Annotated in this window: 21 protein-coding genes and 1 riboswitch; of the genes, 2 read left to right on the top strand and 19 right to left on the bottom strand. The window is 31.8% G+C overall.

Features of this window, described 5'->3' with window-relative positions; translation table 11 throughout:
• Positions 1–220 precede the first annotated feature (220 nt).
• Positions 221–2,014, bottom strand: coding sequence for a heme NO-binding domain-containing protein (locus JG776_RS09210; RefSeq protein WP_291966832.1), 1,794 nt, complete (start codon positions 2,012–2,014; stop codon positions 221–223).
• A gap of 165 nt (positions 2,015–2,179) precedes the next feature.
• Between JG776_RS09210 and JG776_RS09205 the strand changes: the two genes are divergently transcribed.
• Positions 2,180–3,415 (top strand): HD domain-containing phosphohydrolase, encoded by a 1,236-nt coding sequence (locus JG776_RS09205; protein ID WP_291966830.1) that lies wholly within the window; start codon positions 2,180–2,182, stop codon positions 3,413–3,415.
• Between the two features lie 78 nt (positions 3,416–3,493).
• Here JG776_RS09205 and JG776_RS09200 read toward each other — a convergent pair whose 3' ends face one another.
• The 7 genes from JG776_RS09200 to JG776_RS09170 form a co-directional block, all read right to left on the bottom strand.
• A complete protein-coding gene (locus JG776_RS09200) occupies positions 3,494–4,072 on the bottom strand; it encodes an ECF transporter S component (RefSeq protein WP_291966828.1) in 579 nt (192 codons plus the stop codon).
• Between the two features lie 75 nt (positions 4,073–4,147).
• Positions 4,148–4,262: riboswitch (FMN riboswitch) on the bottom strand.
• A 59-nt stretch (positions 4,263–4,321) separates the two neighbouring features.
• Entirely contained in the window at positions 4,322–5,008 is a 687-nt protein-coding gene (locus JG776_RS09195; RefSeq protein WP_291966826.1) for a Crp/Fnr family transcriptional regulator, read from the bottom strand.
• A 427-nt stretch (positions 5,009–5,435) separates the two neighbouring features.
• Entirely contained in the window at positions 5,436–6,593 is a 1,158-nt protein-coding gene (locus JG776_RS09190; RefSeq protein WP_291966824.1) for an amidohydrolase, read from the bottom strand.
• A gap of 12 nt (positions 6,594–6,605) precedes the next feature.
• Entirely contained in the window at positions 6,606–8,759 is a 2,154-nt protein-coding gene (locus JG776_RS09185; protein WP_291966822.1) for a Tex family protein, read from the bottom strand.
• Positions 8,760–8,765: 6 nt separating this feature from the next.
• Positions 8,766–9,131, bottom strand: a complete 366-nt coding sequence (locus tag JG776_RS09180) for a DUF2294 domain-containing protein (protein ID WP_291966820.1) — start codon at positions 9,129–9,131, stop codon at positions 8,766–8,768.
• A gap of 71 nt (positions 9,132–9,202) precedes the next feature.
• The gene (locus JG776_RS09175) at positions 9,203–9,457 is read right to left on the bottom strand and encodes a DUF1294 domain-containing protein (protein ID WP_291966835.1); all 255 of its coding nucleotides are present in this window, start codon (positions 9,455–9,457) and stop codon (positions 9,203–9,205) included.
• A 393-nt stretch (positions 9,458–9,850) separates the two neighbouring features.
• The gene (locus tag JG776_RS09170) at positions 9,851–10,399 is read right to left on the bottom strand and encodes an NADH peroxidase (RefSeq protein ID WP_291966818.1); all 549 of its coding nucleotides are present in this window, start codon (positions 10,397–10,399) and stop codon (positions 9,851–9,853) included.
• 180 nt (positions 10,400–10,579) lie between these two features.
• Between JG776_RS09170 and JG776_RS09165 the strand changes: the two genes are divergently transcribed.
• Positions 10,580–10,756, top strand: a complete 177-nt coding sequence (locus JG776_RS09165) for an FmdB family zinc ribbon protein (RefSeq protein ID WP_073248898.1) — start codon at positions 10,580–10,582, stop codon at positions 10,754–10,756.
• A 55-nt stretch (positions 10,757–10,811) separates the two neighbouring features.
• On the opposite strand, the gene JG776_RS09160 is transcribed toward JG776_RS09165, so the two are convergent.
• From JG776_RS09160 to JG776_RS09110, 11 genes are all read right to left on the bottom strand, one after another.
• Complete coding sequence (locus JG776_RS09160; protein WP_291966814.1) at positions 10,812–11,315, bottom strand: hypothetical protein; 504 nt, start codon at positions 11,313–11,315, stop codon at positions 10,812–10,814.
• Between the two features lie 65 nt (positions 11,316–11,380).
• The gene (locus JG776_RS09155; RefSeq protein ID WP_291966812.1) at positions 11,381–12,847 is read right to left on the bottom strand and encodes a HAMP domain-containing sensor histidine kinase; all 1,467 of its coding nucleotides are present in this window, start codon (positions 12,845–12,847) and stop codon (positions 11,381–11,383) included.
• Entirely contained in the window at positions 12,828–13,511 is a 684-nt protein-coding gene (locus tag JG776_RS09150) for a response regulator transcription factor (RefSeq protein WP_291966810.1), read from the bottom strand. The genes JG776_RS09155 and JG776_RS09150 overlap by 20 nt, the downstream gene beginning before the upstream one ends.
• A 10-nt stretch (positions 13,512–13,521) precedes the next feature.
• A complete protein-coding gene (locus JG776_RS09145) occupies positions 13,522–14,694 on the bottom strand; it encodes an ABC transporter permease (protein ID WP_291966808.1) in 1,173 nt (390 codons plus the stop codon).
• Entirely contained in the window at positions 14,682–15,407 is a 726-nt protein-coding gene (locus tag JG776_RS09140) for an ABC transporter ATP-binding protein (protein WP_291966807.1), read from the bottom strand. Before JG776_RS09140 ends, JG776_RS09145 begins: the two co-directional genes overlap by 13 nt.
• Positions 15,408–15,417: 10 nt before the next feature.
• Complete coding sequence (locus tag JG776_RS09135) at positions 15,418–16,593, bottom strand: efflux RND transporter periplasmic adaptor subunit (RefSeq protein ID WP_291966804.1); 1,176 nt, start codon at positions 16,591–16,593, stop codon at positions 15,418–15,420.
• Positions 16,594–16,749: 156 nt separating this feature from the next.
• A complete protein-coding gene (locus JG776_RS09130) occupies positions 16,750–17,475 on the bottom strand; it encodes an ABC transporter ATP-binding protein (RefSeq protein WP_291966803.1) in 726 nt (241 codons plus the stop codon).
• 25 nt (positions 17,476–17,500) lie between these two features.
• Entirely contained in the window at positions 17,501–18,283 is a 783-nt protein-coding gene (locus JG776_RS09125; protein ID WP_291966801.1) for an energy-coupling factor transporter transmembrane protein EcfT, read from the bottom strand.
• Positions 18,284–19,249, bottom strand: a complete 966-nt coding sequence (gene cbiM, locus JG776_RS09120) for a cobalt transporter CbiM (protein WP_291966799.1) — start codon at positions 19,247–19,249, stop codon at positions 18,284–18,286.
• Between the two features lie 186 nt (positions 19,250–19,435).
• Positions 19,436–21,487: a beta-propeller domain-containing protein gene (locus JG776_RS09115; RefSeq protein WP_291966798.1), complete on the bottom strand. Its 2,052-nt coding sequence runs from the start codon at positions 21,485–21,487 to the stop codon at positions 19,436–19,438.
• Positions 21,477–21,998 (bottom strand): sigma-70 family RNA polymerase sigma factor, encoded by a 522-nt coding sequence (locus tag JG776_RS09110; protein ID WP_291966797.1) that lies wholly within the window; start codon positions 21,996–21,998, stop codon positions 21,477–21,479. Before JG776_RS09110 ends, JG776_RS09115 begins: the two co-directional genes overlap by 11 nt.
• Positions 21,999–22,382 lie beyond the last annotated feature (384 nt).

Raw genomic sequence — 22,382 nt, 5'->3', positions numbered from 1 at the left:
TTTGTTTGAAAAAGTCCTACCCTCGCGATGCCATCGTCCTGATGGCCGCTCGGCTCGGCACGTCCTGTGCCGAATTACGGACTTTTCCAAAGTCGAAAACCTAAGAATTGCTAAAGCTCATGAATGAGCCTATTGAAATCCTTTCATGGGGCTTTTTCATACTTTCACTAACAAGTGGTTTTATCAACAACATAAAAAAGTTGCCTGATGGCAACTTTTTTTAGATTCTGTATATATTTATATCCTGCGAGAACTGTTCTGTAATCTTTTTAAAATCTGCAATACTATCAATAAGCTTCTTAATCTCTTCTGTATAACTTTGAACATTTGCTGCAACTTCCTCAGATGATGCAGAATTCTCCTCTGCAATTGCTGCAAGAGACTCAATCTTTTCATAAACCTTTATTATAGCATCAGTCTCTGATTGAAGCTTATTTGATGTTTCAATAAGTTTATCTGCAACCTGCTTTATTGTATCCTTTGCTTCACTACTTGAATGAACTGCAGTATTTAACTTTTTGTTTTCGTCATTTAAAACTTCAAACTGCTCTGCAACTGAATTTACCTGGATTTCTATCTGATTTACAAAATCAAGAAGTCTGTTGTTTATATCATCAACTGCAGCCTTTGACTGTTCTGCAAGCTTTCTAACCTCATCTGCAACAACAGCAAAGCCACGTCCTGCTTCTCCTGCACGTGCTGCCTCAATTGAAGCATTTAGTGCAAGAAGATTTGTCTGTGCCGCAATTTGTGAAACAAGTTCTACAACCTCTGTTATTCCCTTTGCCTGTTCTTTTATTTCAAAACTTCTATTCTTTACAACCTCAAAATTCTTTAATAACTCATTAAGTTTTTGAGATGTCATATCAACATACTTAAAGCTTGTCTCTATTTTCTCTACTGCATTTTCAAGTTCTTCCTTGTTCTGCATCTCGATTTCTACTACATTTTTGATTGCCTCAACATTGTCATTAAGTAGTGCAACTGATGTTTCTGTCTCTCCAGCTTGAGTCATAGCCGCCTCTGCCACCTGTTCAACAACACTTGATATTTCATCTGATGTATATTTCATCTTATCTGCAATATTTGTTAAGGTATTGCTAAATGTATTCATCTCATCTGTAATACCTTTAAATCCTACAAAATCCTTTCTTACTATGTCTTTATATTCATTTAATGCATCAAATATTTTTTCGAAGTAGTCTCCTGTTTCTATTCTTCCATCCTCTACATATTCGTGGGATTTTATCCTCTTTAGTTCCTTCACAATTCTATATAGTGGCCTGTTAATTAGTTTAGTACCTAAAATTGTTGCAACTAAGGCATATACAAAGGATGCATATAAAGCTACTTCCTTTGAAACCAAAAGTGTAGGTATTTCAAGTAGTGTAAATAGTATTAATGTAACTATTGATGACTTTAATTCTATATCCTTTACAAAGCCTAATATCTTGTTTAATCTAAACTTTTCTGTCACATATATATCCCTTTCAAAGGTTAACTTTAACTCAAGAGTATCTGCCGCCTTTGAAAGCTCATTTATTTCAACCTTTTCTTTATAATATTCTGCAGAACCTTCTATTAAACCTAAGAAATAATCAAACATTCCTCTTTTAGAGAAATATTTAAATACAGCTTCTCTTTTTGAAATTGGTTTCATCTCTAATATTGGAGGTTTGGCACCAGGTATTCTCTTTACCACAATAACGTGTACATCATACATAGATTTTAAAAAACCATAAAGGCTATCGTGCTTAAAGAAGGCCGGATAGTCTATACTAAAGGTTTTTATGTTATCTCTACCTATACTTCTCCAAAGCTGCTGTGTTGTAATTCCCTTTTCCTTTGATATAAAGCTCATCATTGACTTAACCTTTTCATCCTGTACATCTTCTATAGGTGAAAACATTTTATCTTTATTAAAACCTATATGTTCAAGTGCTCTATCTACAACGTTATCTCCGTATAATTTTCTACAGGTTTTTACCCAAGTTGATACTGCTGTTCCCTTCATATTAACACCTCCATCTAAATTGTATCAAATATTTACAGCTAATTCAATTCTTTTAATAATGATTTTTGTTATAAATTGTAGAATTAATGTTTGTTTTGTAGTACAATACTATAGTAGCACAATACTATATATCGAAGAAAATATAGAAAAGTTTATGGAGGTTTTATGGAAAGACTTGATCTTCATCAAATTGTTGCTTCCCTTGCATTTTCCGTTGATTTAGCTGAAACAAGTATTTTAGCTGATACCGATTTTGAAGATTATACTGCCAACCTAAACTTATCAAAACATAAATTTCTAAATCACGCAAGAAGGGCAACCTATGTTGCCTTAAGAGTTGCAAAAATGATAGATGATGATGATAATTTTTTAAGTAAGGTTTTTATAGCAACAGCACTCCACGATATAGGAATAAAAAGGGATATAGATTCTGCCCACTCTGATTTTGATATTATACTTGAACATTCTAAGCTTGGAGAAGCTCTTATACTAAGACTCCCAATTGATAAGGAACTTGCAAGCATTATTAAGTACCATCACGAAAACTTCAATGGTACTGGTGTTTATAAACTAAAGGGAGAGGATATACCACTAATATCCAGAATTATACGATTAGCAGATATATTTGAAATATTGTATGATGAAACAAAATCTAACTTTATACAGAGAAATAGAATTAATGAATGGATAAATGAACATAAAAACAGTCTATTTGATCCAAATATTGTTGATGTTTATAACAAAGTACAGTCCATTGATGCCTTTTGGCTTGATATTGAAAATATTGCGTACACAAATCAAATACTTGATAAAATAATACCTGAAACTAAAATACCTGCAACACTTGAAGATATTAAACGCATTGCTGAAGTATTTGCATATATAATAGACCACAAAAGTCATTTTACCTATACTCACTCTACAAATCTTGCAAAATATGTTAAAAAAGTTTGTAACTATATTGGTTTTGATAAAAATAAAACACTTAAGATGGAAATTGCTGCACTGCTACACGATATAGGTAAACTCTCTATCCCTAATTCTATACTTGATAAAAACGGTAAACTTACCGCAGAGGAAATGCAAATTATGCGTTCACACACATATTATACAAGACTTATCCTTTCTAAAATTGACGGTTTTGAAGAGATTACCGACTGGGCTGCAAACCATCACGAAAAACTTAATGGAAAAGGATATCCCTTAGGGTTTGATGCCGATAAACTATCCTTAGAGTCAAGAATTATGGCTGTATGCGACATATATGAAGCTTTAACGGCAGATAGGCCCTATAGAGCTGGAATGAGTGCCGATGATGCCTTTAAGATTATACAGACAATGGTTGAGGCTGGTGAGCTTTGCCATAAGGCATTTAATATCGTAAAACAGGCTCTATTATAAAAATAAGATATAGCCCCGTGAAGGATTTTAACAATCCACTCACGGGGCTTTTTATGGATTGTGTAGTATTTATAACTTTTATTTTAATATCGTATGCATTTTTTTGTATAGTACAAATGTTACAAGAGATACTATTATACCCTTAATCAAATTAAAGGGCATAATGCAGTACACAATTAAAGTATTTAAATCTACAACTAAACTGTTTACCTTTGAAGTTACCTCAACAACAGCTTTAATTGGAAAATGTAGAACCTTTTCATAGAGCGGTAGGAAAACATAATAGTTTGCAACAGATGCTATAACTACCATAACAAGTATACCTGCAATTAAAGACAAAACTGCTCCCTTTTTTGTCTTATCCCTTTTATAAAGTGCACCAGCAGTATATACTAAGCTTGATCCTACTATAAAATTAGCAAGTTCACCTATACCAAGTGTACTTCCCTTTGTAATAAGATGTAGAAGATTTTTAATCGCCTCCACAACAATACCAAATAAAGGTCCAAAGGCAAAGGCTGCAAATAATGCTGGTACATCGCTTAAGTCAATCTTTAAGAAATCTGGAAAAAGTGGCAGTGGAAATTCAATAAACATAATTAAATAGGCCACTGCTGCCAAAATTGAAATTTTTGTTAGTTTCTGTGTCTTTGACATAAAATCCTCCCCTTTCTTTAATCTCAGGGCGGAGAGAAAATAAAAAACCTCTGAAATCTCCAGAGGCAAAAAAAGATAAACCTTCTCCCATCCAGACTATACTGTCGGCCTCGGAATTTCACCGAGTCATGCCTTGCGGCTCGCGGGCTATACCGCCGGTCGGGAATTTCACCCTGCCCTGAAGATTTTTTATTCTTATTATTTTATCTACATAGTATTATATAATAATTTCCAGTTAAATTCAATATTTTAAGCACAGAATTTTTCTAAATCTAATATTTTTAAATAGCGTCTTCCTGATTCTATTATCCCACTATCTTTAAATTCGCTTACAATACGAGATAGAGTTTCTCTTGTCATATTTAATAGATAGGCTATTTCTTGATAGTTTACATCAAGCTCTACCTCAACTTGTCCATCCTTATAGCTACTATATCCATTAAAATACTCAAGTATAAAGCTTACAAAGGAATGCCTATGGTTGCCGGAGCTTGTATATCCTTGTCTTATCATCTGTAAGTCCATACTTTTTATAATTAGGCTGTGTATATACCCTCTGAATTCAGCATTTTCCTTTAAATAATTTAATATCTTATCTTTATCAATAAGATAAACACAGCTATTTATCGCTGCCTCATATTTAAAGGTAGATTCATCTGTAAACACAGAAAAGTTAAAAAACTCTCCTGGGAAGACAAAGCTACATATCATATCCCTTCCCATATAGTTGTCGTGCTTTATTGCAAATTTACCTCTTTCTAAAAAGAAAAACTTACTCTTTATATTTTCTCTTTCAATTTCTTCACCCTTTAAGTATAGAACCTTCTTAAAGTCATCACCAAAAATACTATAAAATTTATCTATTGTTTTTTCTATGTCATAAAAATATCTTCTATGATGTGTATTTAAAATCTTGTCATAAATTTCCCTACTCACATTCTCACTCCTTTAATAGTTACTGTTTAATATATCGTAATCTATTTAAAAAAATTTAGTTAATTTTTATAAAAAAATAAAGAATTATTTAAAACTCATTAAAATAAGGACACCTTCGGATTCACTTTCAGGATGTTTAAAAAGTTATATATTGATTAGCCCCATGAAGGATTTCTTAGGCATTCGTTCATTTCGCCAAGCAATTCTAAGCTTTTCTTTGTTTGAAAAGTTCTACCCTCGCGATGCCATCCTCCTGATGGCCGCTCGGCTCGGCACGTCCTGTGCCGAATTACGGACTTTTTCAAAGTCGAAAACCTAAGAATTGCTAAAGCTTATGAAAGAGCCTATTGAAATCCTTTCATGGGGCTTTTTCATACTTTAGCTAACAAGTGGGTTTGTCAACAATCTAAAGGACACCTGGTGTCCTTTATGCTCTCTTAAATACAATTCTTCCATCTATTAAAACATATTGTGTCTTTGCCATTACATCAAGTGGAAATTTATCTAACACTACTATATCTGCATCCTTTCCAACCTCTAAAGAACCAACTCTATCATCAATCTTTAATATCTTTGCTGGATTTATTGTAATTGCCTTTAAAGCCTCCATTTCATCCATACCGTGCTTTACTGCAAGAGCTGCACAAAGAGGTAAATATTGTATTGGGATAACTCCGTGATCGGTCATTATTGCAATATCTATTCCCTTTTTACTAAGAATACCTGCTGTTTCAAAGGTCAATTCCCTAAGTTCTACCTTACTTCTCTCTGAAAGGCTTGGTCCTACTATAAGAGGATACCCCTCTTCTTTTAGTTCATCAGCTATTAGATGTCCCTCTGTACAGTGGTCTAAGGTTAAATCTATATTGAACTCCTTTGCTATTCTAATTGCAGTAAACATATCATCTGCTCTATGGGCATGTACCTTTAAAGGTATTTCCCTTTTTAAAACAGGTATTAAGCTTTCATACTTGATATCAAAATCTGGTTTATCTTCTTCTTCCTCTGCATTTTCCTTTTTATTTAAATACTCCTGTGCCTTATATAATGTATCCCTCAAAAGAGCAGCAATTCCCATTCTTGTTGTAGGCATCTCGTGCTTCTCGTGATAAGTTGATTTTGGATTTTCTCCAAAGGCAACCTTTATAGCAGCTGGACTTTTTACAATCATATTATCTATTCTTTTGCCATAGGTTTTTATTACTGCAAAGCTTCCTGAAATTACATTAGCACTTCCAGGTCCTGAGCAAACACAGGTTATACCATTTTCATAAGCCTCTTTGAAGGTTTTATCCAGTGGATTTATACCATCTATTGCTCTTAAATGTGGCGTTATAGGATCAGTTGCTTCGTTACCATCTGCTCCCTCAAAGCCAACTCCATCCTCCCACATTCCTAGGTGGCAATGGGCATCAATCATACCGGGCATTATATATCCACCCTTTGCGTCTATTACTTCAACATCCCCATCAAATTCCTTTTCTTCTCCTACATATTTTATCTTTGAGCCATCTACAAGTACGCATCCATTTTCTATAACTTTACCTGCCATAGTCAAAACAGTACCATTTTTTATTAAAATCATCTAATTACCCCCTTATATCTTCATTGAAAGTGCTATTCTCTTTCTTTCTAAATCTACCTCTAAAACCTTAACATCTACAACTTGACCTACCTTAACATAATCTGCTGGATGTTTTACATATGTTTCTGATATCTCAGATTTATGAACAAGCCCATCTTGATGAACTCCTATATCAACAAAAGCTCCAAAATCAGCTACATTTCTTACTGTTCCCTTTAAAATCATACCTGGCTTTAAATCCTCCATCTTTAGGACATCGCTTCTAAAGATTGGTTTTTCAAGTTCATCTCTTATATCTCTTCCTGGCTTTTTAAGTTCCTTAACTATATCAAGTAATGTAGGTATTCCTATGTTAATTTCAGATGCAATTTTTTCTTCTCCATAATTTTTAAGTCTTTCATCTATATCCTGAAGTTTATTTTGCTTAACATCCTCTTTGCTATATCCTAATATATTTATAAGTTTTTCTGCAGCTTCATAGGATTCTGGGTGAACAGCAGTATTGTCAAAAACATTATCTCCATCTGTTATTCTCAAAAATCCTGCACACTGCTCAAAGGCCTTCTTTCCAAGCCTTTTTACCTTTAAAAGTTCTCTTCTATTTTTAAATTTTCCATTTTCTTCTCTGTATTCTACTATGTTTTTAGCAATAGCAGCATTTATACCTGAAACATATGAAAGTAGCGATTGTGATGCTGTATTTAAATCTACTCCAACTGAGTTTACCGCATCCTCTACAACTCCATTTAATGCCTCTGAAAGACGCTTTTGTGATACATCGTGCTGATACTGACCAACACCTATTGATTTTGGATCAATTTTTACAAGTTCTGCAAGTGGATCCTGAAGTCTTCTGGCAATTGAAATTGCACCTCTTAATGAAACATTTATATCTGGAAACTCCTTTGCCGCAAGTTCTGATGCTGAATAAACTGATGCCCCTGCCTCAGATACAACTACATAGAATATCTCTTTTCCAGCTTCCTCCTTTACTTCCTTTATAAGTTCTGATAAAAATGCTTCTGATTCACGGGATGCAGTACCATTACCTAAAGAAATAATCTCCACATTATGCTTGTAAATTAATTCCTTAAGAGTTCTTTTGCTTCCCTCTATATCGTTTTGTGGTTCTGTTGGATAAACTGTTGTAGTATCAAGTAGCTTCCCTGTTTCATCTACAACAGCTATCTTACATCCTGTTCTAAACGCAGGGTCAAATCCTAAAACCACCTTATTTTTTACAGGAGGTTGCAGAAGTAGATTTTTTAAGTTAATTGAAAATACCTTTATTGCCTGCTCTTCTGCTTTGTCTGTAAGCATATTTCTAATTTCCCTCTCTATAGAAGGAGAAATCAATCTATTGTAGCTGTCCTTTATTGCATCCCTTATGTATTTTGTCTCCTGTGCTTCTCTTTTTATTATCTTCTTTTCAAGATATAGAAGTATTTTATCAACTGGTGCATCTATCTTAACTTGTAAAAATTCTTCTCTTTCTCCTCTGTTTATTGCTAAAATTCTATGGGGTACAATTCTACAAACCGCCTCACTATAATCGTAGTACATTTCGTATGGTGAACGTTCATCCTTAGTCTTTTTAGTTACTATAACTCCCTCTTTATATGTAATATCTCTAATTGCCTTTCTGTAATCTGCATTGTCTGATATATCCTCTGCTATAATATCAAGTGCACCTAAAATAGCATCTTCCTTTGTTAATACCTTTAACTCTTCATTTATGTATTTTTCTGCTTCCTTATCTAAATCTCCATCAAAATCCTGTGAAATTATTAAATTAGCAAGTGGTTCTAATCCCTTTTCCTTAGCAATAATTGCTCTTGTCCTCTTCTTTGGCCTAAAGGGACGATAAATATCATCTACTTCTGTTATTGTCTCAGCTGCCTCAATCTTTGCAACTATTTCATCTGTTAACTTTCCCTGTTCATCTATTAGTCTTTTTACTTCATCTTTTTTAGCCAATAGGTTTCTAAGATACGTCAACCTTTCATAAAAATTTCTGAGAGTCGTATCATCAAGATTTCCTGTAGCCTCTTTACGGTATCTTGCAATAAAGGGAATGGTATTTCCTGCATCAATTAAATCTACTGTGTTTTTTACTTGCCATTCCTTTATTCCAAGCTCCTCTGAAAGCCTTTTTATAATATCCATTACCCATCACTCCTTAAACAAACTTTCAACATCCTTTTCCATAACAAAAACCATAAGATACTCACCTGTTTTGGTACTAATGTCACAGTGAATACTTACAACCTTTACATTTACAATCTCCTCTATTATAGCCTCCAGTTTTCCTCTTAAGACATCCTCAAGCATATATCTAAACTCTTTAATTGTTTTTCTTCCCTCTGGAGATTGTGCAAGCCTTTTTTCTGCAGGGGTTAAGACCTTTTTTAACCTGACAATAATCATATCCTTAAATATGTGTGCCATTGCTTCTTCTGCACCACGACCTATCTCTTCCTTTTCAAAATGTATTAAAGCATTGCTTATTTTCATTTCTAAATTTCCCTTTAGAGACATAAAAATACCTCCATTTATAATTTCTCTACTATTTTATATTTACCTTCCTATAATATCAAGGGAAATTTAATTTATTTAAATATTAAAAAAGATATCAACAATTGCAATATAATTATTGCAGGTACTCCATACCTAAACTTAGGTTTTCTTGTTTTATGGTGAAAGATATACATAGATAAATATACACCTATACTTCCACCTATTAGAGTTACAATCAATAGAGTATTCTCCTTTATTCTCCATCTTTTATATTTCGCTTTTAATTTATCTATCATAATAAGAAAAATACCTAAGATATTAACGATTAACAAATAATATTCAAGCAACATCTTTTCACCCCCCAAAAAAGTGCCACCCAGGTGAAATGTGACATTTTTTCATTTTGAAGTATATTTTTATGGAAGCTAAAAAAATCATACCAATATTAGTATTATACTACATTTTACTCAATATAGCTTATATTTAATAAAATGATAATTATATCATTAGTTATATTTTATATTTTTTTAAATAAAAAATAATGTGTCCGATTAGGACACATTATTCTTCTTCAGGCATAGATTCTTTTTTTCTGTTTTTCTTTTGTTTCTTTTCTTCTTTCTTTGCCATACTTATCACCCCTCCCATATAAGTTAACCAAATTTTTATAAATTATACAGGTTATAATAAATTTTCTTATAAAAAAACGACTGTTCATTGAACAGTCGTTTAACTTTATATTACTTATTGAAATATCTTTCTAATAATCCCTTGAATGCTGCACCGTGTCTTGCTTCATCTTTGCACATTTCGTGAACAGTGTCGTGAATTGCATCAAGGTTTAGTTCCTTTGCTCTCTTTGCAAGCTTTAACTTTCCTTCACAAGCACCATATTCTGCTTGAACTCTCATCTCTAAGTTCTTCTTTGTGCTGTCAGTTACAACTTCGCCTAAAAGTTCTGCAAACTTTGCTGCGTGTTCTGCCTCTTCTATTGCTATTCTCTTATATGCCTCAGCTACTTCTGGATATCCTTCTCTATCGGCTTGACGGCTCATTGCAAGATACATACCAACTTCAGTACATTCTCCTATAAAGTTCATCTTTAGTCCTTCTATTATTTCAGGATCAACATCCTTAGCAACTCCTATTCTGTGTTCATCTGCCCAAACAAGCTTTCCATCTTCTTTTACTATAAACTTTTCCTTTGGAGCATTACATTGTGGACACTTGTCTGGTGCATCCATTCCTTCGTGAACATAACCACATATTGTACATACAAACTTTTTCATTTTAACATCCTCCCTTTATTTATATAAATATTTATGTTTCCCTTTGACATCTTTATAATAACATAAATATTTTATTTTGACAATAGTTTTTTGTAGAAACTTATTATCCATAATAAAATATTGAAAATTTTATTTTAATATATATAATATACCATAGAGGGGTATAAAGGAGGTGTATTTATGCCATTATTTACTTACAAATGTGAAATATGTGAAAACGAATTTGAGGAATTAGTAAGAAACGCAGATGAAACGGTAGAATGCCCTAAATGTAAAAGTACACTTGTTAAGAAAAAACTTCCTACAATAAAAGTAAATGGTTCATCAAACTCATCTAAATCAAGTGGCTTCTCTTGAGCAGGATGCTAATTTTGGCTGGAGGCCAAAAACAAAAAGTAGGTGAATTTTTCACCTACTTTACTATCTTCAAATAATCCTTAATATCAAATACATCCTCTTCTGTTTGATAAAGTTTATGCTTTACAAACTTTACATCCTTGTATGTTGTTTTCATTATACTCATCATTGCAATATGATTTTTTGCATTTTTAGAATCTAAATCCTCTAACCTTGCTTCAAGCCTATCTTGACTTGCTCTTATCTCATTTGTATCTAACTTTATTCCCTTTGTGTCTATTTCTATGGAATCCACCCTATGTTCGATATTATCCATTCGTTTTTCAATATTATCCATTCGCTGCTCAATATTGTCCATTCGTTGCTCAATATTATCCATTCGTTTTTCTATATTATCCATTCGTTGCTCAATATTGTCCATTCGTTTTTCTATATTGTCCATTTGTTTTTCAATGTTATCAATTCTTTGTTCAATACCATCAATTCTTTTTTCAATATTATCCATTCTTTTATCAATATTATCCAACTTATTCAAAATCAAATTTAAAACCTGTTCCATATATTCACCTCCAAAACACCCTCAAAGATAATTTTATATTAAAAAGGCTTATTTATCAATAAAATCTATAATGCAAAATAAAACTTAACTCCACCGTCAATATTTTTGACCCCAACCTTTCCTCCGTGTAGTTCAATTATATTTTTAACTATACTTAGTCCTAACCCAGTACCCCCATATCTTTTATTTCCCGATTTATCTATTTTATAAAACTTACTCCATATATTTTCCAATTCTTCTTCTGGTATATTCCCACCAGAGTTAATTACCTCAAATTTAACCCAATCATCCTCTTTATATAAATTTATTTCAACCTTCCCTGTTGAATGCCTTATTGCATTGGTCAAATAGTTAGTTAAAACCTGCTCAATTCTATAAAAGTCAGCCTTTACTAAAACATCAGTCAAATTCATTATCAAATCTATTTTATTTTCTCTTATACTTCCCTCAAACTTTTTAACTACCCTCATCACTAAATCCTTTAAATTAAATTCCTCAATAACCAAATTATATTTTCCTGATTCAAGTTGAGATAAATCAAGCATATCGTTAACAAGATTTGCCATATTCTTAGTTTCATCAAGTAAAATATCTATATAATAATCCTTATCCTTTTCTTCAAAAACATCATCTTTAAAGGCCTCAAGATACCCTTGTATAAGGTTTATGGGTGTTTTTAGCTCGTGAGATGTAGCTGCTATAAAATCCTTTCTCATCCTTTCAAGTTTTTTTTCTTTTTCTATATCCTCCTGAAGCCTTTTATTTGCCTCCCTTAAGGAATTTAGTGCATCCTTTAGATTTTCAGACATTTTATTTATTGCACTCGCAAGCATTCCAAGTTCATCATCCGACTTTATTTCAATTCTTTTGCTGAAATCTAAATTAGCAATCCTGTCCGCTACATCCTTTATTTCCAGTATAGGTCTTGAAACATTTTTAGAGTATATTAACGATATTACTAAAGTAACAATTATTCCCACCCCAAATAGATATACATAAAGCTCCTTTATTACCTTAGACGCCTCATTTATTGGTTGAAGCAACGAAGTACATACAACATACTCATTTTTTTGACTAAAATTATATATGGTTATAATGCTACTTATCGGATATCTTTTATTATAATAAACCATAGAAAAATATTTGTTCTTTTTAACTTTAGATAGCAAATTATCTGTGCTTATCCTAAATATTGCATCTGTAAGAATTCTTATGTTTTCCTTTGCACCTTTATCTACTGCTGGATTTACAGCATATTTTACATTTCCTTCTTTATCTAAAATCAAAAACCTGTAACCAAAGGCCTTATTAATATCAACTGACTTTTCAAAGGATAATTTTAGATCTCCTGTTTTTTCATATGCTTCAACAAAATTGCTTAAAACATTTATTGTCTCAATTTTTCTTTTATGAACATAAAATCTTTCAAAGAATATGTGCTGAAATGCAAAAGATAATATAATAAAAAAGACTAATATTAATGAGTTTATTAAAAATAACTTCTTTACAATACTACCTCTCATTTTTTGCATCAAATTTATATCCCACTCCTCTTATCGTTGTTATTAAATAGGATTTTTCCTTTAATTTTTCACGTATTCTCCTTATATGTGTATCAACCGTTCTTAAATCCACATCCTTTTCTAATCCCCAAACACTGTCTAAAATCTGTTCTCTTGTTAAAATTATTTCTTTATTTTTATACAGATACAATAATAATTCAAATTCCTTTGGGGACAAAATAATCTCCTCATTATCTAAGTAAACAGAATATGCTGCTTCGTCAATTCTAAGTCCATCAACAACATCTATACACAATTCATTTTTCGAATGATATACTCGTTTTATAATAGCAGATACACTTGCTAAAACCACCTTAGGACTTAATGGTTTTGTTAAATACACATCTACTCCAAGTGAAAACCCTAAAAGCTTATCATCATCCTCTGATTTTGCTGTGAGCATAATAACAGGAACATCTGAAAATTTTCTAATTTCTACCAAAGTTTGCCATCCATCTAAAACAGGCATCATAACATCAAGTACAACAAGATGTACCTTTTCTTTTTTTAAGATATTAATAGCCTCGAAGCCATTTGAAGCCTCGAGGGTATTGTAATCTTCTTTATTTAAATATGCACAAATAAGTTTTCTTATTCTTTCTTCATCGTCAACAACTAAAATAGTCTCCTTCATTTTACCACCCCTATTCATAACGAAGTGCATCTATTGGGTTTAATTTTGATGCTCTGCTTGCTGGATACATACCAAAGAATATACCTACAAAAATTGAAAATATAACAGTAAACAATACAACATTAAAGGATATATATACAGCCATATTTAACATCGATTTTAGTATGTTTGCAAGTATATACCCTAAAATAACTCCTAAAACACCACCCATTAAACTTACAGTCGATGATTCTATTAAAAACTGTATCATTATATCCCTTCTCTTTGCTCCAAGTGCCTTCCTTATACCAATTTCGCGTGTCCTCTCTATAACCGCAACAAGCATTATATTCATAATACCAATACCACCAACCAAAAGTGATATTGCTGCAATTCCCATAAGCATTAATGTCATAGACTCTGTTGTTTTAGTTGCTGTTTCAAGAAGGCTTGTTTGATCAAAAACCCTATATTGGCTGGTGTCTCCTTTAAATCTGCTGTTAAAATAGAGTTCTAAATACCCCCTTGCAAGCTGCGTATCTTCCCTTGATGTTCCCTCTATATATATGGTTCTAACCTCATCTGTTTTAAATAGCCTCTTTGCCGTTGTTATTGGAATTATAACCCTATTGTCTCCAGAACCACCTACTGAACTTCCTTGGGACTTTAAAACACCAACAATAGTAAAATCAACACCTTGAATATTTATACTTTGTCCTATTGGATTCTGTAGGGAAAAAAGTTCTGTCACTATTTCTTGTCCTATTACTGCAACTGTACCTCTTGATTCTATATCATCTTTTTCTAAAATTCTGCCGCTTTCTACATCTAACTTTCTAATTCCAAAATACTCAGTAGTTGACGCTTCAACTGTTGTTGAATATGTTTTCGTTCCGCTTTTTACTATTATACCATTTTGATTTAGGAGTGGGGCAACATTTTTTATTCCTGGTTTTGTCTTTATTAATTCTATATCCTCATCACTCAATCTCTTTGTTCTTCTTGAGGTTATATTAACAGTAATTAAATTTGTGCCAAGGCTCTCTATCTGCTCCTGAACCTGTTTTTTTGTTCCTTCACCTAAACCTACAAGGGTTATAACTGATGATATTCCAATTATTATCCCAAGCATTGTCAAAAAGGTTCTTATCTTATTGGAGGCAACAGAAGTAAATGCCATCTTAAAGAGCATCAATCTTCGCATACTCCCACCTCCTTTAACTTTTCTATACACGAATCTGAAACTATTACTCCATCCTTTACTGTTACTATTCTTTTGGCATTTGAAGCTATATTCATATCGTGGGTTATTAAAACTATTGTATTTCCCTCTTTATTTAATTCCTTTAAAATATTTAAAACTTCCATACCAGTTTTTGAGTCAAGTGCACCTGTTGGCTCATCCGCTAATATAATCTCTGGATTTGTAACGATTGCTCTTGCTATTGCAACCCTCTGCATCTGTCCACCCGACAACTCTGTTGGTTTATGTTTAAGATGGCTCTCTAATCCTAACTTTTTTAGAGCAGAGATGGCTCTTTTTCTTGTTTCATTAAAGGGAACACCCATATATATTAAAGGAAGTTCTACATTTTCTAATACATTTAGTTTACTTATTAAATTATAGGTTTGAAAGATAAAGCCTATTTTTCTATTTCTAATATCAGCAAGCTGATTATCCTTCATATTACCTATACTTATTCCATCAAGATAATATTCACCTTCAGTTAAAGTGTCTAAACATCCAATTAAATTCATAAGCGTAGATTTTCCTGCACCAGATGGTCCAACTATTGCAACAAATTCACCCTTTTCTATTTCAATATTTACCCCATTTAACGCCCTGTATTGGTTTTTACCCGTCGAATATACCTTGGAAACATTTTTCATTACAATAACCTTTTCATTTCTCTCCATCTAATCACCCCTATCTTTGTGGTGCTCCACCTGGTCCTCCCATTCCGCCTTCCATACCAGGCATCCTCATATTATTATTTCTAAAGTTGTTTCTAATTGTATTTGAATTTTTACTTATTGAAACCTTTACAAGTACAATATCTCCTTCCTTTAATCCCTCCACAACCTCTATAAAGCTATCATTTCTCAGTCCTGTCTTTATTTCGACTAATTTACCATTTCCTTCTGTAAATCCAAATTGTCTTCTCTGACTCCTTGTCTGATTACTTGAATTGACGCTATTTTGTTCAGTAGTTTGTGTATTTTCATTTTGTTCTTGAAGAAGGACATATTTTTTTTCATTTATTTCTTGAAGTGCTTCAATTGGTATTAATAGTGCATCCTTTTTGCTTTGTGCTTCAATCTCTATACTTGCGGTCATCCCAAGCTTTATTCCTTCTGGGTTTTCAATAGATACTATTACATCATAGCTTGTTACATTATTTTGAGTTGTTCCTATATCCGAAATCTCCTCAACCTTACCTTGAAATGTTTTGTCCTCAAGGGCATTTATTTTTATATTTACCTTTTGGCCAATACTAATTTTAGATATATCAAGTTCATCAACAGAAGTCTTTATTTTAAGAGATTTGGGATCAACTATTGTTAATAAAGTTTTTCCTGATTGAACATTATCCCCATTATTTACATTAACTACAGTTACAACACCGCTAATTGGAGCCTTTATGGTCATTTCGCTTTTTTGCTTTTTTATATTTGATAGATTATTTTTTGCCTCCTTTAACTGTAGATTGATAAGTTTTGCCTCATCCTCTGACTTTGCATTATTTAATTGTAGATTTAATTTTTCTATATTAATCTCTGCACTCGTTATTTGTGATTCTATTTGCTCATTATATACAGTTAAAAGTGTCTCTCCTTCCTTTACTGTATCTTTAACCTTTACATTCAAGTTTTTAACCTCACCACTATTTTTAGCAAAAACCTCCTTTGAAGTACCAGCAAAAACAATACCCGTTGACTTGATTTTAACCGAAATATCCTGTTTTACTACTCTTTGGGGTATGTATCTAACTGTTGATTGTACATTATTAGAAGTGCTTTTTTTAGAGTAAAAATAATATACAGTAAAGGAAATTATTAGAATTAGAACAGTACCAATTAAGATTTTAAGGCTTTTCTTCATTTTCTCTCCTCCCATCAATTTTTAAATTCATTTTATAGGTTTTAAAAGGAGTGAAAATGACAGAATTATTAACAAACTGTGAATAAAAAATGCTGCCTCTTATAAGTAGCTTAAACTTAAGTAGTAAAAAGTTTAAGTCACCTTAAGAGGCAGCATCTAAATTATATTATTTTTTTCTAAAAATTCCTTATCACCTATTAGTCTATCAAAATCACCATCGTATATTATTTTGTGTTCACTTGATAAAACAATTGCTCTTTTAAACAATCCCTTAAAATAGTCAAAATCGTGGGTTGCACAGATTATGGTTTTACCGAAATCATTTAAAGTTTGCAGTAGCTCCTTTATTTTTCTTTTACTCTTTGGGTCAATTTCATTCAAAGGTTCGTCTAATATCAAAACCTCTGGATTTAGTGCAAGGGTTGAAGCAATTACTACCTTTTTCTTTTCTCCTCCGCTTAAAGTATAAGGAACTCTATTTTTTAAATGTTCAATATCAAGCAATTTTAAGCAGTCATAAACCCTCTTTTCAATCTCTTCATATTTTATATCAAACTGTAACAATCCAAAGGCTATTTCATCAAAAACTGTTTTGCAAAACAACTGATTATCTGAGTTTTGAAATACAAATCCTATCCGTTTATGAAATATTTTTCTCTTCTTTGCATCATTTAAAAACTTGCTATCAATTCTTTGTCCGTCAAATATATATTCTCCCCTTTTAACGTCGATAAGTCCATTTAAAACCCTAAGTAAAGTAGTTTTACCTGAACCATTTGGTCCAATTATAGCAACATTTTCCCCCTTATTAATTTTAAAGGATACATCGTCTAATACTATATTTTCATTCAACCTACAAGTTAAATTTTTTATTTCAATCATTTTACCACCTTAATATTTATAATTGCTAACGTAATATAAAAAATCCTACAATAATAATTAAGTTTATTATACTATATAAAAACTCAAACTTTCCAATCTTTTTATATATACTATATTTAAACTCCCCGCTAAAACATCTACACTCTAAAGCTTCATCCATTTTAAAGCTCATATCAATAGAAGTTACAAATAAATTATACATTATTTGTGATAGAGTGCTGTATGGCTTCTTTATTTGCCCAACACTCCTTATCTTTAAGCTACAAAGTATTGCATATGCCCTTTCTGATAATAAGTATATAAACCTTATTGCAGAATCAAATATAAAAAGAACTATATTTGGTACTTTAATTAGTCTAAAGGCTGAAATTATATTATGCCAATTTGATGTAATTGACATAATCATTGTCAAAGCAACTGATATAGTTATTTTAACTATAACCAATAATGCATTTTTGTTTCCCAAAAATAATGATGGACCAATTATTAAAGATGAGAAAATAAATACTAATAATAGCATATTTAATATTCTTAAAACATCCTTGTCGTCTAAAAAAATTATAAGTAATATCACATATGCAGCATTTAACATTATATAAAACTTATTAAAGGAAAGGGATAGAAGTATTATGTTAATTAGCGTAAAGTATAGCTTAAAGGCCTCGTGTATTTTATATATACCTCTATCCCTATTATCAAATCTCCTTATCTTTGATATAAGGCTAAGTAGTGAAGATAAAGTTTTTTCAATAAAAGATTCATTTTTAATTTCAAACTCAAATTCATCCTTTTCCTTTAACCAATCCATTTAATTTTCTATCCCCTTCTTTGAAAAAATACTTATTAGTCTAAATAAAAGCATAATTATCATAACACCCAAAATAGCAGATATAATATATCCTAAAACTTCATTTACTCCTGAAACTGTATAATCAGGCATAATAGCTTCAAAATTTATTCCCTTTTCCATTCCCTTTGGAACAAAACCTAAAATATCTTTTATCTCATCTAACCCCCACTCCCCCCAAGCTGTTCCTTGAGCAATTAATCCAAGTGGGGATAAGGCTATCAATGCAGCAATAAATATATATATTTTATTCATAACCTTTGGTTCTTCATTATTCTCATAAATCTTTACTAATTCAATTTGTTTTGAAACCTTATATATAAGTAATGATATAACACCCTCTATAACCCCTGCAACTAAAAGATGGGACAGCATCATTGCTGGTATTGCTACATTTAATCCATATGGGCAATAAAGTGGCGTCCCATCTGCTGCTTTAAATAGGTATGGCTGTATTCCAAATTCTATCGCAGTTAAAAATGCTGCAATATTAAGTCCTACATATGAACCTAAAAAAACCGCTAAGTTTTCATTTTTGTTCTTTAGCCTATTATATATATAGTATCCACTGAAGGACATAGCAAAGGCCATATTAAATATATTTGCACCTAATGATAATATACCTCCATCCCCAAAGAATAGGGCTTGAATGGTAAGTGCAACAGCTACTGCTATAAAGGCTGCATAGGGCCCAAAAAGTATAGCTATTATAACAGCTCCAACGGCATGGCCTGTTGTTCCGCCAAGTAGCGGAACATTAAACATCATTATTAAAAAGGAATAGGCTGCTGCCACACCTAAAAGTGACATCCTTCTCCTATCTAATTGCTCTTTAACTTTTAATATAGTTCTTTTTATTATTGGTATGATTGCTAAATAAAAGGCTGTACAAGTTGATGGGCTTAGATAGTTTTCAGGTATATGCATAAAAATCCCTCCTTAAAAATTTAATAAGTTATAAGTGATATGAATGCCAACAAAAAAGGGTAGCGTTTTAAACGCTACCCTCGTGGTAACAATACTTTCCTAAAAAACAAACTAACCAATTTGCCTTCGTGGCAATTTTATTTTAACAAAAATCATAAGCCTTTTCAATACTTTTCCACTAATTTATCATATATTTCCCCTGTAGACTTCCTTCATATTATCAAGATTAATTACACTTATGGCCCTACTTGAAATTACAAACATTAGGTTATCTACAAATACTGCTCTATAGCCATAAATAGGTTCTTTATATTCATTTTGAGAACTTGTTATGCTGTGGGATATTTTTGCCTTAATATCTATCTTGTTATTTTCTATCTGCATTAAACAAAGTCCTGCAAAATCTAAAACATAGGAATCGTCATTTTTTGTCTCATATAATTCAAAGGCATATAAATTGTACTTTCTATACTCAACAAGTGCCTTATGGTTATATAATGATTCTGAGAAGGTACCCTTTCCTCCAATTTCAATGCTGTCCTTTTGCTTTGGATTATTTACATCTGATACATCAAATATTGCAACCTTCATTCCCTTGTTTACAACTCTTCCTTCCATTTCTCCTGTATCCATACCAAAGCCTATTATTGTATTTTCATCGTATGGGTGAAGGTAGGTGCTATATCCTGGAATCTTCAATAGACCTAAAATTTTAGGTTGTCTTGGATTTTTAAGGTCGATTACAAATAGAGGATCTACCTGCTTAAAAGTTACCATATATAGCTTATCTTTAACAAATCTTGTTGAGTATATTCTTTCATCTGGTGCTATATTATTAATCTTTCCTACAACATTCATATTTTTGTCTATAACATATACATTATTTGTTGTTGTAAATTTATTGTTTTGATTTATGCTCTCTGTTGTTGCTATTCTAAAATATCCATCATATTCATCCATCGAAAATTGATTTATTATTCTTCCCTTAACTGATATAAACTTTTTATACTCAACCTTCTCACCTAAATCAAATTTATATATAACTGTATCTTCATCATAAATTGAAACTGCAATACTCTCGTTAGGTTTATTTGAATCCTGCTTTATCTCTTTGTAGTTTAAAGCTATTTTAACAAGATATAGACTATCGTGAGACATATACATATTTTCAAAATATCCTAAAATAACCTGATTATTTATTGTATTTTTGTTTAAATCAATTGATGAAATGATTGTATAGTTTGGCTGAATATCCTGTTTGTTATATCTAATGTTACTTACATCTATTTCTTTTTTCTCTACTTCTTGACCATATTCTATATAGTATGGTAATAGATTGTTACTATTACTTGATTCTCTAAAATAATAGTAAAATCCCTTATTTGTAACTAAATAAACCTTCCCATCCTTTAGTCTTGCTGATAGTTTATCTCCTGTAATTTCGTATTGCTTCACTACATCAACCTTTTCAATATCGGATACATCATAAACACTTATAAGTGTTGTGTTTTCTCCATAGTAAATAGGCATTATTCCTATTACCCTTTCTTTTAATGATGGATGTTCAGTATTTTCTTTATACCTACTTACAATAGACATAATAACCAAGTAATTTTTGTTGCCATTTTTATATAGAAACATATCCTGTAGGCCTATATTTCTTTTAAAGCCTTTAAACTCCTTTGCCTCTCTACTGCCTAATATATCTTCTCCCTTTAAACTAAATATCTTTTTGGGTTTTTCCTCTGCAGTATATACATTCAATTCATTCCTCTCAAAGTTTATTACATAAATATACTGTCCATCAGTCTTTATTATGTCTGCTTCATCTATTCCCTCGACCTGAACATTGGTGCTTGAATGCTCTTTTGAATTATTTTGTGCAGAAGAATCTGCCGCCTTTTCTGCCACTTGTCTTCCTCCAAATAACCTTATTCCACCATTTTGTTCCTTTAATTTTTTATTTATCATTGATAAAAACTCTTTTTTACTTTGAACCTGTGTAAGCTCATATGAAACTTCTCTTGTATCCTTATCCTGTCTTAAATAAGATAATACATAGGTAAAGGCGAAAATTGAAACTATTAGAGTCATAACTGCCGCTGCCCATCTTCTCTTCATAACTATCCCTCCTTTATTTAAATCTTTACATTTTAATATAGTCCTTCTTTTTAGCTCATCACTTACTTGTATTTCATCAAGCCTTCTTAAATCAAGCTCTCTTTTGTCATTCCTCATAGGCTAATCCCTCCTTAAGATTGCTTTTAAGTATTTCTCTCGCCCTCATAAGCCTACTTCTTATAGTCGATTCTTTGGTATTTAATATCTGCGATATATCCGCTGTTGTAAACCCTTTGTAATAGTAAAGATATATAACAACCCTATACTTTTCAGGTAGATTTAATACTGCATTAAGTATATAATCACGATCTATTCCTTTAATAACATCAGTTTCTACAGTCCCCTTTTCTTCTGTTTTTACATCCCAAAATAAAATATTTCTCTTTATCCAAGCACTTTTTAAATAATCTTTACAAGTATTTATTGCTATCCTTGTAATCCAAGTATATATGTCTGAATCCTGTCTAAAATTATCCAAACTTTTATATATTTTTATAAAGACTTCTTGAAACAAATCCTCAGCCTGTGAATAATCCTTTGTGTATATATAGCAAAGCCTTAAAATATCATCCCCATATTCATCAATCAAAGTTTCTATTTCTGTACTTCTATCCTGCCTACTTATCACACCTCTTCCTCCCTTCACATATTAGACGATATAAAATTAAATTATGTTGCGATTAAATATTACTTCTATTATTTTTTTATTTTTCCTGCAGGCAAAATAAAAAGAGGCAAAAATACCTCTCAGATTGTTGACAAACCTGTTTGTTATCTAAAATATGAAAAAGCCCCATGAAAGGATTTCAAAAGGCTCTTTCATGAGCTTTAGCAATTCTTAGCTTTTCGACTTTAAAAAAGTCCGTAATTCGGCACAGGACGTGCCGAGCCAAGCGGCCATCAGGACGATGGTATCGCGAGGGTAGGACTTTTTCAAACAAAGAAAAGCTTAGAATTGATTAGCGAAATGAACGAATGCCCAAGAAATCCTTCATGGGGCTAATCAATATAT

The organism is Caloramator sp., assembly GCF_020054765.1.
Lineage (GTDB): Bacteria > Bacillota > Clostridia > Clostridiales > Caloramatoraceae > Thermobrachium > Thermobrachium proteoclasticum.
The sequence above is the reverse complement of the archived record's forward strand: the minus strand, read 5'-3'. Positions and strand labels throughout refer to the sequence as shown.

Coding starts and splice junctions, on each gene's coding strand:
- JG776_RS09210 (WP_291966832.1), bottom strand. CDS start 2,014: ATGAAGGGAACAGCAGTATCAACTTGGGTAAAAACCTGTAGAAAATTA.
- JG776_RS09205 (WP_291966830.1), top strand. CDS start 2,180: ATGGAAAGACTTGATCTTCATCAAATTGTTGCTTCCCTTGCATTTTCC.
- JG776_RS09200 (WP_291966828.1), bottom strand. CDS start 4,072: ATGTCAAAGACACAGAAACTAACAAAAATTTCAATTTTGGCAGCAGTG.
- JG776_RS09190 (WP_291966824.1), bottom strand. CDS start 6,593: ATGATTTTAATAAAAAATGGTACTGTTTTGACTATGGCAGGTAAAGTT.
- JG776_RS09185 (WP_291966822.1), bottom strand. CDS start 8,759: ATGGATATTATAAAAAGGCTTTCAGAGGAGCTTGGAATAAAGGAATGG.
- JG776_RS09180 (WP_291966820.1), bottom strand. CDS start 9,131: ATGTCTCTAAAGGGAAATTTAGAAATGAAAATAAGCAATGCTTTAATA.
- JG776_RS09170 (WP_291966818.1), bottom strand. CDS start 10,399: ATGAAAAAGTTTGTATGTACAATATGTGGTTATGTTCACGAAGGAATG.
- JG776_RS09165 (WP_073248898.1), top strand. CDS start 10,580: ATGCCATTATTTACTTACAAATGTGAAATATGTGAAAACGAATTTGAG.
- JG776_RS09160 (WP_291966814.1), bottom strand. CDS start 11,315: ATGGAACAGGTTTTAAATTTGATTTTGAATAAGTTGGATAATATTGAT.
- JG776_RS09155 (WP_291966812.1), bottom strand. CDS start 12,847: ATGCAAAAAATGAGAGGTAGTATTGTAAAGAAGTTATTTTTAATAAAC.
- JG776_RS09150 (WP_291966810.1), bottom strand. CDS start 13,511: ATGAAGGAGACTATTTTAGTTGTTGACGATGAAGAAAGAATAAGAAAA.
- JG776_RS09145 (WP_291966808.1), bottom strand. CDS start 14,694: ATGCGAAGATTGATGCTCTTTAAGATGGCATTTACTTCTGTTGCCTCC.
- JG776_RS09140 (WP_291966807.1), bottom strand. CDS start 15,407: ATGGAGAGAAATGAAAAGGTTATTGTAATGAAAAATGTTTCCAAGGTA.
- JG776_RS09135 (WP_291966804.1), bottom strand. CDS start 16,593: ATGAAGAAAAGCCTTAAAATCTTAATTGGTACTGTTCTAATTCTAATA.
- JG776_RS09130 (WP_291966803.1), bottom strand. CDS start 17,475: ATGATTGAAATAAAAAATTTAACTTGTAGGTTGAATGAAAATATAGTA.
- JG776_RS09125 (WP_291966801.1), bottom strand. CDS start 18,283: ATGGATTGGTTAAAGGAAAAGGATGAATTTGAGTTTGAAATTAAAAAT.
- cbiM (WP_291966799.1), bottom strand. CDS start 19,249: ATGCATATACCTGAAAACTATCTAAGCCCATCAACTTGTACAGCCTTT.
- JG776_RS09115 (WP_291966798.1), bottom strand. CDS start 21,487: ATGAGGAATGACAAAAGAGAGCTTGATTTAAGAAGGCTTGATGAAATA.